Here is a 15448-nt window from a genome sequence, read left to right as displayed (position 1 = left end):
GTTCGCGGCACGTCGTGCGCTGTACTTACTGCGGCGCGTCCTGCAACACGATGTCGTCGAGGTAGAAGCTGGCGTTGTGATTGGCCGAGCCGCCCGAGCCCACCAACAGCACCCACACGCTCGCGGTCAGCGCGGGCGGTTGCACATCGGCGACCACCTGGGTCCACTCGTCGCCGGCCGCGCCCAGCGAAACGTCGCTGAACGAGGTTTCTTCATCGCCGGTCGCCGGCTTGCCGTCCTCTTTGAGCCAGCGCAGGCGCACGCGCGCGTTGGCGGGCAGCGGCGGGGTGCCGGCGACACGCTTGACCCAGAAGCTCAAGCGCTTGGCGGCGTTGTCGGACAAGTAGCCGGGATGGTTGGCGAGGGCCACGCCCCAGTAGCTGTCCTCGGCCACCACCTGCAGGCTGTGCGCGCCGCCGTGGCCGACATCGGCGCGGGCGATGCGGCTGCCGTACCACGCGGTCCATAGACCGGCCGACGCTTCCAGGGTGGCGGTTTGCGGATCGAGCAGGTTGAACGACGAGCCGTCGGTGGTGCTGCCGGCGTCCTGCAGATAGGGCGCGGCCTGCCAGCTCTTGAAGCTCATCGTCTCGCCGTAACGCTTGGCGAAACGCCAGGGGCCGTAGTAGTGGTTGTTGGCGAAGCGGTTGTTGTTGTTGAACATCACATCGTTCTGCACCTGCTGCGCGGTGTACGGCGACCAACTCAGGTTGTTGTCGCCGGTGGCGTACAGCGCCTGCGCGCCGCAGAAGCTGGAACTGCCGCACGGCACCACCGCCGGATCGAAGTAGAACTCGTTGCCGGTCACCTCGATGTTCTTGGCGTGCCAGCGGCAGTCGCGTTGCAAGGCCGCATCGCCGTTGATCTGGGTGTAGCACGGGTGCAGATGACTGACCGGATCGGGGTACTTGCTCGGATTTTTCGGGTCCGGACGCACGATCAGCGCCGGGTGGACGAAGGGCGTGCAGTACACCTGGCTGGTGTTGCCGTTGGAGTTGCAGAAGCGATTGGAGCTCTCGTAGATCGACACCCCGGAGAAATTGTTCTCGAAGTAGTTGTCGTAGATGCGCAGCAGGTCCGAACCGCTGACGTCCTTGGGCAGGCGGCTGTCGCCGCCGGATTCGGACAGGTAGATCGCCGGCGCAGGCGCGCCGAGGTCGGAGGTACCCGAGGTCCAGCCGTTGTTGATGAAGGTGTTGGCGCGGATGGTGGCGTTGTAGCTGATCTCGTACCAGATGCCGACGCCGGCGTTGTCGCGGATGTAATTGTTCTCGAACAGGAAGTCGATGTTGTTGGTGTCGGCCCACAGGCCGGTGCCGCGGTTGTCGTGGACGTAGTTGCCGACGATCTTGGCGCCGCGCACGTCCCAGAACTTGCCGCCGCCGGTGCAGCCGCACTTGGTGCTGGCTTCCCAGTCGTCGACGTTGTTGCCGGCGATCTCGTTGTGGCTCAGCTCGATATCGACGATGGCCGAGCGGCCCGGCGCCGGTTGCTCGGGCGTCGGCGGACCCTCGCTCTGCAACGGCTTTTTGTACATGCTGAAGCCGTACTGGCCGTTGTCCTTCAGGCAGTTGAAGCTGACCTTGTTGTGGCTGCCGAGGAACACGCCGGCGCCGCGGTTGTTGGCGATGGTGTTGTACTCGATCGTCCAGTGGTCGCCGGCGTCGTGGTTGACCACGCCCTGGTCGAAGTTGCCGTAGTCTTCCGTCGGGTCGTCGCTATAGCGGCCGAAGTTGCGGATGGTCAGGTAGCGCACCACGACGTTCTGCGCCGTGTTGGTGAAGGCGTAGTGGTTGCGGTTCTGGCCGTCGATGATCGCGCCGGGCCCGCCCAGATAGGTATTGCCGTCCTGGGCGATGATCTGGCTGTACTTGTCCGTGCCGAGGGTGTGCACGCCCGGCTCGAACCAGAATGTCACGCCGGCGCGCCGGAAATCGAAACCGCTGTTGTCGCCGGCCGGGACTACGATCGCACCTTGCGGCGGCGCCGCCGGGCCGCTCGGCATGACGCCGGCCTGGCAATAATTCGCCGGCGGCTCGCTCGGCCACATCAAGCCCGCATGGGCCTGGCCTTCGCCGCCGAGGCGCGGTTGCGCCGCGATGGCCGGGGCGGCGATCAGCCCGCTTAAGAACAAAACCGGCAGCATGCGCGTTACGCGCCTGCACCGGGACGATGAGTTACGAGAGTCGATAGCCACTGCGCAATTCCCTGGACGATGACGGTGTGAAAGTAGTCGGCGGCGATCGCAGGCAACGCGACCGGCCCGCTCTGGCCACGGCGGCCGGCGGACGGAACCTCAACGGGCTCCGCCCGGGCTGCTGGCAGATCGGACCGGACGTTGATGCCATGCGCCGCCATGCCGTCGTAGTGGCTGTCGTCATGGCATCTGTACGTTTGTGATGCTTATCGCGATAAGTCCGCGTATTTGCGCGCTCGGACGAGAGGCAAGGGGCGCGATCGTGTTATGCGCCCAGAACCGAACGCATTTTGTGGAAGGCCGCCAGCACCGGGCTTTCGCAGAGGCGTGCGGACGAGCCAGGGGCAGGGCTGGAAATCGGCTCGCCCAGCGGACCCGGAGTCCGCTTTTTTGCCGATTGAAACCGACTCGAATCAGTCCGAGCCGGCGCCTGCCGGTACGGGCGTCTTGATGCTGCCGCCGTCCGGAACTGCGGAATGAAGATTGAGCCAATTCGCGTCGGCGCCGCGCATGCCGGTGCGTGCAATCAAGGCTTCGCGCTCGGCCGGACTGCAGTCGCCGGACATTGATCCCGGTCCGAATATTCGGTGCAGCTCGAGTTCCAGGACGGCGTCGCCCCTTCGCCGCGCCTCGCGGTGCAGGGCACTGCCCAGCGCCGTCGCCTTGGCGCGGTCGCCGCGTTCGAGTGCATCGGCGGCTTCGAGCAGATCGAGCCGGGCGATCACGTTCCAGGCATCGTTCGGTATCAGGCGACGCGCGTCCGCGACCAGATCGCGGCTGCGCGCCCAATCGCCGCGCGCGGCGGCATTCTCGGCCTGGCCGGCCAGGGCTCTGGCTAGCAACAAGGCATAACCCGCGGACTGGATCGGCTGCAGTACTTGCGCGTAGAGCCGTTGCGAACGATCGAACTCGCCCAGACGCGTCGCCAAGCTGGCGTCTTCCAAGGACGCGACCCATCGATCGGCTGCGCCCGAGGGCAGTGCCTGCTCCGCTTGCTCCAATAAGGCCTTGGCCTGGGGCCGGTCGCCCGCGAGCATTTCGGCCCGACTGCGAAGGCTCAACGCCAAGTGGCGCAGGCTCTCTCGGTCGCCTTTTGCGCATCGGTCTATGTTTGCGCGCGCTTTGGCCGGCTCTCCCATGGTCAACAAGGCCTGCGAACGCAGGCAGATCAATGTTGTGAGCATCTCCGAGTCGGGCTGCCCGGCGGGAGTCGGCGGAAAGATTCCTTCGGCATGGTCGATGATCTTCAAGGCTTGAGCGTACTCGCCGCGCACCAGGCTCATGTCGGCAGCGTAGAGGCTGGAAGACATGCGCTGCGCGCTGGGCAGTTTCATCTCGGAGAGCTGCTTGAATCGGGCCGAAGCGCTGCTCAGGCGGGCGCTGAGCAAATCGTCGGCCATCAACCATAGATTCAAGTCGGTCAGCGGAATCAGATCGCCGGTCGCGCTCGCGATCGCCGCCGCCTGGGTCAGCCGCGACCGATAACCGGCGATATCGCCGGCCCGTGCATGTTGATTCGCGCTGGCGATCAGAATGTGGATTTCCAGGCCGCGGTAGCCGGCGGCGTTGGCGCGTGCGAGCAACGCCTCCAAAGCGGGGTCGGCGCCGTCGGCCGGCAACGGGGCGGATAGCCGCGCCAGCACGCGCGCCTCCAAGGCGCCGGTGGCGTTGCCTCCCTTTTCGTACAGAACCGCGGCTTGCTCGAATTCGGGCGGCGTGCCGCGCTCGGGGAACTGCCCGGCATTCGCGCTGGCCAGCACCATGAGCGCATCGGCCTGCTCCAGATTCCATGCCGGACCGGCCTTTCGCGCCAGCTCCACTGCCTCCTTGGCGGCCGCGCGCATGCGCACCGGATCGCTGAGCACCGCGTAAGCGTTCGCCCGCAGCAACCATTTACCGACGCAGATGCAAGTGGTGTCGTTGTTGACCGGGCGATCCGCCAGTCGCTCCAGCGCTCGTTGCGGTTCGCCCGCTCTGATGAGCTGCCACGCATATTCAAGCTGGAGAGACACGGTCTCGGGGGAGCGATCGGCCAACTTGGCGTACGCCGCCAGAGCCTCGGGGCCGCGGGTCGGGTCGATCGCCAGGCGTTGAGCCTGCAGCAGTTCGATGACCGGCGGCGGCGATCCGGCCAGCAACTTCACGGCCTGGTCCATTTGCACCTTGGCCGCTGTGGCTTGAGCGAGACGAGCCTGTGCCAGCGCCAGCTGCATGCGCGCCAAGCCGAAACGCGGAGCGCGGGCGATCACTTCCTCGCCCAGATGCACCGCAGCGATCCAGTCGCCGTGCTTGAACGCCTGCGCTGCCTGCACGTAACGCTCGGCAGCATCGGCGCTGAGCTCGAGGGCCGGCCAGGGCTCGGCGTAAGCAGGTTGCAGGCGCATCACGATCTGGCGGGACAAGGAATCGACCAATGCCGGGAGGTCCGACCGATGACCTTCGACTTCCAGCCGCTGCTCCTTGCCGCGGTCCCTCAAACGGACATAAACCTTGATCTTTGCGGGGTCGCTCGGCGAGGTCGCCGACGACAGGAACAGCACTTTCACCGAACCCGGCGCGCCGGCGGCCAGTTGCGCTTCGTCGAGCAGATTGATGCCGGGCAGGCTGGCCAATTTCCAACCGAGCCATTGTTCGAGCAGTTCCGCCGGCCAGCGAGCCGCGCGGCTATCGTCTTCTATCGTGACCAAGGCTACGGTGAGCTGCGGTTCGGCAGGCGAGGTGCGCTGATTGAAAAACCATGCGCTTGCGATCGCGGCCAGGCCGATTGCCGCCAGTGCCAGCAGCCGAACACGGTGGCGCGACCACGCACTGCGCGTCGACCTGGCTGCTTCGAGCGAGGGCGCCGGCGCGTCGACCTGCGCGGGAGTCGATTCCGCGGGCTGCTCGGCCGCCGGTTCTGCAGGTATCGCCGCCGACGGCGGTTCACTGACCGAACGTACCGGCTCGGGCGCCTGAAAGACGTAGCCGCTCTTGGCCACGGTGCGGATCCATGACTTGCGCTCTTCGCCCAGCGCCTTGCGCAACAGCCATACCGTCTGCGACAGGTTGGTGTCTTCGACGATCAATCCCGGCCACAGGCGTTCGAACAATTCGGTGCGCGTGTGAAGCTTGTCGGGTTCGGCCAGGAACAGCACCAGCAGATCGAATACCCGTTGCGGCACATCCGCGCTCTGCCCGGCGTGGATCAGCCGGCGAAAACGCAGATCGATGGTCAGATCGGCCAGCTGCAGGTAGCGGATGTCGGGAGGCCAGGGGCCGGTCATCGTGATCTCACCTCGCAAAGCAACTACGCCCGGGAAGACGATCCAGTGCAGCCGCGCTTTTCCGGGCCATCGATCGGCGGGCGAGAAACCCGCTCCGATCCGGCGAGCCTGCCAGCCGCATTCCGGAAGCGTGCGGCTAATGATGGTGGAACCAATCGGCATATTCGGCAAGGATCGACCGCCTTCTCGAGCGCAGGTCGGAAGGCGCTTCGTTCGACAGGTACATCGGCAACATGACTAAGGCGGCAGAGCCGCACCGACGCGGCCCAAGCGTCGCGCATCCGCTTGGCCGAGGCGGTCCCGCGAAACGACGGCGGCAATGCCGATACTCCTGCGGTTACGCTGCGATGCGACCGATCCGCAACCTGAGTCGTGTCGGTAAGCCAGTCCAAACCGGGCTTCGGTTCGCAGGCGTATGTGTGACACCTTGGCCTCGCTTCAACGCCACGCCGCCAGGCCATGACGTTGAAAGCTACGTGCCCCCCACATGGCCCTGGTGGCGCCCGTCATGACATAGGCAAGCTGTGACTTGGACGCGATCGCCGCCGGCGTCTGTATGCAAGGCAGCGACCGGTCGGGGATCCTGGAGCGCTCGTCGGAAATATTCGGCTCGCTGCCAGCGCGCCTTCCAAGCTCAGTCGACGGCATTCCTCCAGGCTCAGACGGCCTTGAAATGAACCTGAGCCGCGTCGGCAGGCGCCGGTTGTCCCATCAGATAGCCCTGCAACTCGTCGCATCCGAGCTCGCGCAAGAAGTCGGCCTGACTGGTGGTTTCCACGCCTTCGGCCGCCACCCGCAGCCCCAGGTCCCGTCCCAAGGTCAGAATCGCCCGCGATACCGATGCGTCCAGAACGCTGTGCGGCAGCCCCCGCACGAAACTCTGGTCGATTTTCAGCTTGTCCCAGGCGAAGTGCTTCAGATAGGCGAGGCTAGAATGACCCGTGCCGAAATCGTCCAGAGTCAGCAGGGTCCCCAAGGACTTGAGCTTGCCAAGCTCATCCTTCACTCGAACCAGGTTCTCCAGCACCGAGCTTTCCGTCAGTTCGATTTCGAGCATATGGCCGGGCACCCGAAATTCCCGCAGTGCCTCGTCGACCGCGCGATGCAGGCCTGCGCGCCGCAGCTGTTGCGGCGATACGTTGACTGCGATCGTGAACCCGGTATAGCCGGCATCCAGCCAGAGGCGGATCTGGCGGCAGGCTTCGCGTATCACCCAGTCGCCGATTTCCCGGATCAGCCCCAAGCCTTCGGCTATCGGTATGAATCTATCCGGTGCGACGTCGCCGAGCACAGGGCTGCTCCAACGCAACAGCGATTCGAAGCCGGTCAGGCGCATATCCGAAGCCGAAAATTGAGGCTGGTACTGGAGCATCAGTTCGCCGGCCTGGACGGCCTCGCGTAACAGGCCGCCCATTACGATGCGGTCCTCGATGTCCTGCATGTCCTCGGTTTGGAACGGGCAAACACAGTTGCGGCCCAGAACCTTTCCGCGCTCCGCGGCGGCTTGGGCCCGGCGCATCAGATCCAGCGTAATGTCGCCATGCGCGGGGGCGTAGCTTATGCCGATCGTCGCGGTCAATAACACGCGGTAACCCTCGCCCTCGAACGGCAAGGTAAGCAGGTTCCGAATACTCTCGGCGAGACGTACGGCCGCGGCCGCATCGCCGCCTTGTTGGACGACGACAAACTCGTCGCTCGCAAAGTGACATACAGCGACCTGTTCGCTCGCGAGCGATTGCAGGCGAACGCCTACGGCCCTCAGAACCCCGTCGCCGTTCTTATGGCCAAGAGAGCCGTTGATTCCATGGAAGCGATCCAGGTCGATAAAGATCACAGCGGCGAACGCCCCAGCGTTCTCGACCGCCCGAATCATCTGAGGCTCCAGAACGGAATAGCGCACCAAGCCGGTTACGACGTCGTATCTGGCATGGTCGGCCTCCGCGGCAAGCAATCGCTTCTGCTCGGTAAGATCACGAATGAAAGCGGTGAAATACGCCGCCGTCCCGCCATCGATCCGCGTCACTGTCAGCTCGACGGGGAACCTCTCGCCGCCTGCCCGAATGGCGACAAGCTCCAGTCTCCGGTCGAGGATGGTCGAGGTGCCGGTCATCAAATGCCGGCGAAAGCCCCGCCGATGGTTGTCCCGCACGTCTGGAGGGATGATGACTTCTGCGACCTCAAGGCCCATGACTTGCTCGCGCCTCCAGCCGAACACGCGCTCGGCGGCTGGATTGAACTCGGTTATCTGTCCGAGTTCGTCGATGACGATGATCGCGTCCAGAGCCGACTGCACGACGGCTCGATATCGCGCCTCGGTCCCAGGAGGGCTCGCGACGCTCTGGATTGTTACGTCTCGCATTGAACGCCCCTTCTAAGGCCGCGAGTTTCGCGTAATGCCAAGCAGCGTCACACCTATACACCTAAGCGTCGAACAATAGAAAGGCCGGAGAAAGGCCGGACGATTTACCTCTTCCCGCGGTTGGATCTTCGTTGGGCCGGCGGTTCGAGGGGCGCGTAAGTCCAGATGCAAGGCAGCTACGAGCAGCAAGCGATGGCGCCGTTGAGTCTTTCACGGCCGTCTCCAGATGCCGGACCTCATAAAGTATCAGGCGCAATGAAGCCCATTAAGAGCCGATCTTCTCTCGCGTAACGAGAACCAGTACGCACATCGGCCAGCCGGTTTCTGAACAGCGCTACGGGGCGTATGCCGGGCGTCGTTTGATGCAGGCAGAGCGCGCCATGGAGATGGTTTGCAGAAGCGAACACGACGGCATCTATCGAACAGCGGTAGTTCTCTGTGCCTTTGCGGGCATCGGAGCCGATCTCTCAGGGGAGCTTTCGGCTATCCGCATCCAGTGCTGGTCGTTCGACATTTCTGTCGGTTCGCATCGTTGCACTGCGCGAATCAGTACGAGGGCTGCGCTGCCAGAAGCCGGGGGAGGTCGGATCGGCGCACATCGGTCCGGTCAGGCTCCAATTGGCTTACGCGATCCCTGTTGCGGGGGCCGGCGCCTGCAGCGAGGCTCGCGAAAGTGCGAGTGCTCGCAAAGATGCCGTCGTTGTCGGCGATGCACCTCTTTATGTGGGACGGGTCACTGCCGCCATCGTAACATTCAAGCTTTGGACTCACTCTGCGAACGCGACACGTCACATAATGAGTGCACGCAATGAGAACCCGCGAGACCCTTAGTTTCCCGTTAGATTTCGTGCTTGTTCGTTAGATTCGGTGATGAAGCCGGACTCCGACTACGCCGTCTCGGAATCGGATCTCAATGGTCGGTATATCCAACAGCACCTGTCCATGAGCCGCGTCGACAAGGGCTTGGGCAGCCGACTCGTGCCTCTAACCACTGCGTTGCTGCCAGTTTAAAGGCGGCTTGAGCGTGGCTGATCGATCTGCGGGGCGAAGCGAGTCGCTCGGTTGGTTGTAGTCGAGACAGGTTGGATGGTTCTCCCCGGATCCATAAACGCTCATCCACGAACCCAGTAACGGAGAAAACTCATGACGGCGAAATCCGAAGACTTATTCGTTGAGATCGATGACGTAAAGCTGTGCTATCGGGTTGAAGGCGACCCATCGCACCCGCCCGTGTTGTTGATCATGGGCCTGAACTCGCAGCTGATCCATTGGCCGCAGCAACTCATCGACAAGCTGAAAGAGGAATATCTGGTCATCCGCTTCGACAACCGCGACAGCGGCTTGACCCGATGGCGGACCGGCGAGCCGCCTGCCGACGGCTATCGCCTTGTGGACATGGCCAATGACGCCATCCAGTTGCTGAAACACCTTGGGATCGACAGCGCCCATATCGTCGGGGCTTCGATGGGTGCCATGATCGCGCAAAGGCTGGTGATCAACTGTCCCGATCGAGCGCGCAGCCTATGCTCGATCATGAGCACCACCGGCAACATCTGGGTCGGATATGCGCAGCCCGGCGTCATCGGCGAGTTGATCAAGGAGCCGCCGTCCGACCAGGAAGGCGCGATCAATCATATAGCGGCGCTGTACGCTCTTATCGGTTCGAAAACCCATGCTGGCGAAGAGGCCCCACGTCGTCGAGCGCTTGCTGAGGCGGCTTACAAGCGTTCGCTCGATTCGAACGGCACTCCGGCCCATCCTGGCGGCGGTGCTCGTCAAGTGGGCGCCATCCTGCTCGCAGGCGATCGCACGAAGGAACTCAATGGCCTGACCCTGCCGACCCTGGTCATCCATGGCGACGAGGACGCGCTCATCCACATTTCCGGCGGCAAGGCCACTCGCAAGGCGATCCCTGGGGCCCAGTGGCTCGGAGACCCGGAGAAGGGGGTCGTGGGCATGGGGCACGATCTGCCGCAGCCGCTCCTCGACGCGGTCGCCAACGGGATCATCGATCATCTCAACACCGCCGACGAAACCGCCTGGAGGCCGATAGAAGGGACGAAAGGGCTAGGGGCACGGACTAACGCGGCCACTCCTTGACCTGAGCGCTGACCGGGTCATCGGTCACCTCGGTGGGTAGTCGTTGAGTGGATGGGGACGTCACTGACGGCCCCATCCATCGCGCGCGAACTGCGAGGCCCGATTCACCATACAGACCAAGGTGGCGGTGATCGAAGCCTGCGGCAGCATGATCCGACACCTCAAGCATCGGCTCAGCGAATGGCCCGCTGCGCGCATCAAGAGTCATCGCCGGGCAGGCGCCGACCGGCCAAGTCGCGGCGGATTTCACGCGATGCGCGGAGCCGTAACTGCGCGACACGGGCCCTAACCCGGACGCCTTTTGTCAAGCAGCAGCGTCGCGCCCGCAGAAGAACGTCGAAACCTTGGGGAACTGAGCCAGCCGATCCGGGCGAGCACCGGCACGCTCCGAAAACAAAAACGCGCCCGGTTGGGGAACCGGACGCGCGAGGCAGAACAACTACAGGGGGGAAGCTGGTCTGCCGTGTTGAGATGCTGACGGATGGGAATCTCCCATACTGAGATCGCGAGTCAGATCCAACGAGTTGACCTGCGTAGTGCGACCAAGGCCTCGGATCGCAGCATGAAGTTTTCGACTTCGATCCGGACGCAGCGCTCGGCGGCGAACACAACGCTTATGCCGCGCCCTTCATCGAGTGCTTCAGCTGACTCATTTCGCGATGCGTATCCCGGACTATCGGCAAGAACCGCTCCACAGCGGATCGGGCGGCCGGCGTCAGCTTGGAGTCGCCTGCCACCTCGTTAAAGGCCTTGAGCAGACGATCTTCCGAGTCCTCCAGTTCTGCGACATAGCCGTAGGCGGTATCGCCAAAGGCCGCGCGGACCTTGCCGTAAAGCTGTTGCATCGAACCTGCGAAGGTCCCATGTTCGGCCGGCTTTCCTCCTGTCGCCGCGACTTGCGTGCTGAGTGCGGTAACGATGTCGGATTTCGTCGAAGCGATGCGGGAGAACAAGGCGGACAGCTCGGCGTTCTTCACCTCTCCGGAAGCCTCGGTGTAGAAGTCCTTGCCGTCGCGGGCAATCTCGATGAGATCGTTGAGATTATGCATGGTTGCACGATCTGACATATCTGACTCCTAAGCTACTTCAAGGGAGCCCGCACTATCTCGGTGACGGCATGACGCGCCCGTGATCGGCGTCGACCGAAAGCGCAACGACCGAACGCCAACTCCGCTCGAAACCTTGGCTGGATATGCGTGAGCGTTCGGATGAACGAACAGCATTGCGAAAGAACTCCAGATTTCGATTTGTGTCGAATGAACGAAGACACGAGCCCCGCGCCGGCGACCGGGTCGTAGCCGATATGCCGCATGAGCCGTAGCCGCGATGCGTAGTACAGAGGATTCTTCGGTCGGCGATGCGCCGACGCCGTGCGGAAGCTGAATTCGATTGCGGCGAGGCCGCCGGCTCTGCCCGCGCTTAGCCGTAGGCACGAGGATCACGCAGCCTGAAGTCCCGTGCCTGAGCATTTCATGCTGCGACGATGCGCGCACGCCGACGTATGGTTCGCCATGCGCTCATGAAGCTTTCTTTGGATAGTTGGAAATGCGGGTCACGTTCACGATTTGCGCCCCGGTAAACCGTTTTCAGAACATAGACGCCGCTTGCTTGTCTACCTAGGTTGGTGGCCACGGCCCTGCAAGCGCATCGGCCGTACATGCCGTCGGGTCTTCCCGTTTTCTGATGTTGCGCATTGCGGAAGCCAGGACGGTGACCCGCCGCGTACCGCGGCACCTTTGGGGTTTCAATCGGGACCGCAACAACGGTCAGTGCCGTAGAAGCGCTGGCGGCGGAGCCGCAGCGCGCTGCTGTATCCGGTGCGATGCCGGGCGCTCGCCGCTAGCGGGCGCGCCGGACTGCGTGGAGTGGGACGCCGCTCACCGCCAATGCGCCGAATGGGTAGTCCACGGTGCCTGTCCTCGTCCCGTCCACACACGGAGAGATGTGCATGAATCGTCGCATTTTGTCGCTGGCTATCGGTGCTTCACTGATGTCCGTCGCGCTGCCAGGCCTGACCGCCGAGCTGCTGACCGTCGACAGGCCGATCGAGGGCCGCTACATCGTCGTACTGAAGGCACAGGCCGCCATGCTGTCGGCCGACAGCCGCAACGGCGTAGCCAACGTGCCCGCCGTCGCCCAGGGCATCGCCCAGCAGTACCGCGTCAAGCTGCAGCGCAGTTACCAACATGCGTTGCGCGGCTTCGTCATCGATGCAGACGACGCGGCGTTGGCGCAGCTGCTCAAGGATCCGCGGGTAGCCTTCGTGGAAGAAGACGGCTACATGTCGGTGGAGGCAACGCAGAACAACGCCACTTGGGGCATCGACCGCATCGACCAGCGCGACCTGCCGCTGAGCACCAGCTACACCTACGACACCGACGCAGCCGGCGTACACGCCTACGTCGTCGACACCGGCCTGCGCGCCGACCACACCGAGTTCACCGGGCGCATCGGTAACGGCTTCTCCTCGGTCCCCGGCGACTCCAGCACCACCGACTGCCACGGTCACGGCAGTCATGTCGCCGGCACGGTCGCGGGCACCACTTGGGGCGTGGCCAAGAAGGCCACCGTGCATCCGGTGCGTGTGTTCGGTTGCGGTTCTACGGCGCCGAATTCGCAGATCATCGCCGGCATCGACTGGGTCACCGCGAATCACGTCAAACCCGCGGTGGCGAACATGAGCCTGGGCGGCCCGGCTTCGACGGCCACGGACACCGCGGTAAACAATCTGATCAATGCCGGCGTCGTCGCAGTGGTGGCGGCGGGTAACGGCAATATCGACGCGTGCACCGAATCCCCGTCGCGAGTGCCGCGTGCGCTCACGGTCGGAGCCAGCGATCGCAATGACGCGCGTTCCATCTGGACCAGCGGCCAGGCGTCGAGCTGGGGCAGCTGTCTCGATCTGTTCGCACCGGGCACCTCGATCGTATCGGCAGGTATCGGCAGCGCCACCGCATCGGCCGCCAACAGCGGCACCTCGATGGCCTCGCCCCACGTGGCCGGCGTCGCCGCGCTGTACCTGGCGGTGAACCCGGCGGCGACACCCGATCAGGTCCATACGGCCATCGTCAACAACGCCACTCCGGGCAAGATCACAGACCTGCGCGGATCGCCGAACCGCCTGCTGTATTCCTTGTTCTCCGGAGGGCCCGGCAACAACCCGCCGGTCGCCAATTTCACCTCCAGCGTCAGCGGGCTGACGGTGAGCTTCACCGACACCTCGACCGACAGCGACGGCACGATCGCTTCGCGCAGTTGGGCTTTCGGCGACGGCACGACATCGACTGCGGCCAACCCGAGCAAGACCTACAGCACGGCCGGCACCTACACTGTCAGCCTGACCGTCACCGACGACGACGGTGCCACCCACACCAAGAGCGGTACGGTCACCGTCGGCAGCGGCGGCACTCAGACCTACACCAATGGCACCGACGTGGCCATCCGCGACAACGCCACGGTGGAAAGCTCGATCGCGGTATCCGGCCGCAGCGGCAACGGACCTACCAATGCCAGCGTGTCGGTGAACATCATCCACACCTACAAGGGCGATTTGAAGGTCGACTTGGTCGCGCCGGACGGCTCGCTATACAACATCCACAACCGCACCGGCGGCAGCGCCGATAACGTCAGCGGCACGTTTACGTTCAATCTGTCGAGCGAGCCGCTCAACGGTACCTGGAAGTTGCGCGTCAACGATAACGCCTGGTTCGACACCGGCCGCATCGATACCTGGAGCGTCACCTTCTGATCTTGCGGTACCGATCCACCGCGCGCGCACGCAAGTGCGCGCGCGGTGGATGTCTTGCGCCTCTCCCGACCGTGGCAGAGGGTTCCGGGCGAGGGCGTGCAGCAAGCCAAATCCTGGCGCACAGTGGGCGCATTCGCCAAGCCGGATCTGGCTAGTTCGCAATGGTCGCCAGCGAATCCTCGGCAGGCTACAGCGCTACGTCCGCGGCACCCGACGGCACGCCCTCGCGGGGCCCGTGTCGCGACGACATCGCCTCGAAGGTTGCAACGACGCATGGCGATCCGACATCGCATGGATCCGAAGCGATCCACGTCGCATCCAACGTTCTCCCTGGCGGCACGACAATCGCATGTAGTCGTTCGCGATAAATTCCGCGCGATGTGGCACGTTTCCCATGTGAATTCGACAATATCGTTGTCTCAATCGTTTGTTAGGCTGCGCGCGTCGATGCACTTTGCACAGGAACCTAAATGCCGAAGCTGATCATCCGGCGAGTCTCAGTCTACCGCAGCGCCGCAGATGCATTCCGAGATGAAGCAATGAACGCGGTACTTACCTTGCCCGGCGTGACATCTGCCGTGCCGCTGCTACAAAGCGATGAAGCAATGAGGATCGAGTTCGACTGGAAAGAGCCGCGCTACGAGAGCATCGAGAAACATCTGAACCGGCACGGCTTCACCTCTACCGATTAGCGGCATCAGCGGAGCCCCGGGGTACAGGAATGCTGCGTCCGACACATGCCGGCCGGGTCTATTGGCTGAGGCAACGGCCGTCCAGGCTCAGGCGGGTCGTGTCGCGGTAGCCGAGCTCTTCTCTGCGTGGTTCGGTTTCCCGCTCTCGTTTCCTGGTGAACCAGTCGCTGGCACCGGCGACGTCACGGCACCGTCGCCTGCCCAGAACCAAACGCCTCTTGAGCAAAGCCGCCAGGAATGGGGCATTCGGAAGGGTGTGCGAATGGCGGAGGGGGTCTGGAAACTGGCGCCAGGCCCGGCTTCTCGTGGGCGCATGACTGTCAACAATGGCGCAGAAGTTGCGCGGAGCGATGTCCCGGTCTGTGGGCGACGGCCCGGCACATGTTTGAACTTCTTCAGTGCCGCCTGATCTAATGACCACGAGCCGTTGCTATTTTCTGATGTGTCGCGAGAGGGATGCCGTTTGGGAACCGTAACTTTGTTGAAGCAAGCTTCTATGGCCGTTGCGGTCATCGCGGCCGGGGCGGCTGCTTTCCATGGGGCAAGCGAACACACCATGGTGATGGACAATGTTGAATACGCCTGCCCCAACGGTTGTGTCGTAAGCCAGAGCCCGAAAGGGGTCGTGGTGCGCGACATTGCGGGGGCCAGAACGGCAAAGACGTACGTGTCGGAAGTAACCGCAGAAACCATAGAGATCGATAATATCGAGTATGTCTGCCCGAATAGCTGCGTCATAACCGAAGACCCCAACGGGCCCTTGGTGCGCGACAGCGCAGGGGCCGCAGTCGCAAAGGCGAAGGTGCCCCAGACAAACATCGCCATAGGTAATGCCGAATACATCTGCCCGAACAGTTGTGTCGTGACCCAGGGCCCCAAAGGCCCGGTAGTGAGCGACAGCGAAGGAGGCAGAGTCGCGCAGGGGTACTTGTCGGATGCCTATGTTCTCCACACCGAGCGGCCTGCCCAGCGTTGACTCATGAGCCCGATCGTTGCCGCGTAGCCTCTATTATCCGGCGCAATGAAGCTCATCCTGGATCAGAAAATATTCGCCTGACCCGGCCCTGAGTGCGACGCACCGACAAGCCG

General features: G+C 63.5%; 8 protein-coding genes. 4 read left to right on the top strand and 4 right to left on the bottom strand.

Going from position 1 to position 15448, the window contains the following annotated elements; translation table 11 throughout:
• Positions 1-25: 25 nt before the first annotated feature.
• The 3 genes from ACTJJK_RS19990 to ACTJJK_RS19980 form a co-directional block, all read right to left on the bottom strand.
• The gene (locus ACTJJK_RS19990) at positions 26-2146 is read right to left on the bottom strand and encodes a right-handed parallel beta-helix repeat-containing protein (protein ID WP_440731070.1); all 2121 of its coding nucleotides are present in this window, start codon (positions 2144-2146) and stop codon (positions 26-28) included.
• Positions 2147-2610: 464 nt separating this feature from the next.
• A complete protein-coding gene (locus ACTJJK_RS19985) occupies positions 2611-5622 on the bottom strand; it encodes a winged helix-turn-helix domain-containing protein (protein WP_440731071.1) in 3012 nt (1003 codons plus the stop codon).
• 496 nt (positions 5623-6118) lie between these two features.
• Positions 6119-7819 (bottom strand): putative bifunctional diguanylate cyclase/phosphodiesterase, encoded by a 1701-nt coding sequence (locus ACTJJK_RS19980; RefSeq protein WP_223619044.1) that lies wholly within the window; start codon positions 7817-7819, stop codon positions 6119-6121.
• A gap of 1143 nt (positions 7820-8962) precedes the next feature.
• Here ACTJJK_RS19980 and ACTJJK_RS19975 point away from each other — a divergent pair.
• A complete protein-coding gene (locus ACTJJK_RS19975; RefSeq protein WP_223619043.1) occupies positions 8963-9919 on the top strand; it encodes an alpha/beta fold hydrolase in 957 nt (318 codons plus the stop codon).
• Between the two features lie 614 nt (positions 9920-10533).
• On the opposite strand, the gene ACTJJK_RS19970 is transcribed toward ACTJJK_RS19975, so the two are convergent.
• Entirely contained in the window at positions 10534-10986 is a 453-nt protein-coding gene (locus ACTJJK_RS19970; RefSeq protein WP_223619042.1) for a PA2169 family four-helix-bundle protein, read from the bottom strand.
• An 881-nt stretch (positions 10987-11867) separates the two neighbouring features.
• Between ACTJJK_RS19970 and ACTJJK_RS19965 the strand changes: the two genes are divergently transcribed.
• The 3 genes from ACTJJK_RS19965 to ACTJJK_RS19955 all read left to right on the top strand — a co-directional run bounded on the left by ACTJJK_RS19965 (position 11868) and on the right by ACTJJK_RS19955 (position 15335).
• Positions 11868-13667, top strand: coding sequence for a S8 family serine peptidase (locus tag ACTJJK_RS19965; RefSeq protein ID WP_440731069.1), 1800 nt, complete (start codon positions 11868-11870; stop codon positions 13665-13667).
• A gap of 470 nt (positions 13668-14137) precedes the next feature.
• Positions 14138-14359, top strand: a complete 222-nt coding sequence (locus ACTJJK_RS19960) for a hypothetical protein (RefSeq protein ID WP_440731068.1) — start codon at positions 14138-14140, stop codon at positions 14357-14359.
• Between the two features lie 496 nt (positions 14360-14855).
• The gene (locus ACTJJK_RS19955) at positions 14856-15335 is read left to right on the top strand and encodes a hypothetical protein (RefSeq protein WP_440731067.1); all 480 of its coding nucleotides are present in this window, start codon (positions 14856-14858) and stop codon (positions 15333-15335) included.
• Positions 15336-15448 lie beyond the last annotated feature (113 nt).

This window comes from Lysobacter sp. 22409, from assembly GCF_052045105.1.
Lineage (GTDB): Bacteria > Pseudomonadota > Gammaproteobacteria > Xanthomonadales > Xanthomonadaceae > Lysobacter > Lysobacter antibioticus_B.
Note: the sequence above shows the minus strand (reverse complement) of the source record. Positions and strands in the feature narration are given on the sequence as shown.

Coding starts and splice junctions, on each gene's coding strand:
- ACTJJK_RS19990 (WP_440731070.1), bottom strand. CDS start 2,146: ATGCTGCCGGTTTTGTTCTTAAGCGGGCTGATCGCCGCCCCGGCCATC.
- ACTJJK_RS19985 (WP_440731071.1), bottom strand. CDS start 5,622: ATGCCGATTGGTTCCACCATCATTAGCCGCACGCTTCCGGAATGCGGC.
- ACTJJK_RS19980 (WP_223619044.1), bottom strand. CDS start 7,819: ATGCGAGACGTAACAATCCAGAGCGTCGCGAGCCCTCCTGGGACCGAG.
- ACTJJK_RS19975 (WP_223619043.1), top strand. CDS start 8,963: ATGACGGCGAAATCCGAAGACTTATTCGTTGAGATCGATGACGTAAAG.
- ACTJJK_RS19970 (WP_223619042.1), bottom strand. CDS start 10,986: ATGTCAGATCGTGCAACCATGCATAATCTCAACGATCTCATCGAGATT.
- ACTJJK_RS19965 (WP_440731069.1), top strand. CDS start 11,868: ATGAATCGTCGCATTTTGTCGCTGGCTATCGGTGCTTCACTGATGTCC.
- ACTJJK_RS19960 (WP_440731068.1), top strand. CDS start 14,138: ATGCCGAAGCTGATCATCCGGCGAGTCTCAGTCTACCGCAGCGCCGCA.
- ACTJJK_RS19955 (WP_440731067.1), top strand. CDS start 14,856: ATGGCCGTTGCGGTCATCGCGGCCGGGGCGGCTGCTTTCCATGGGGCA.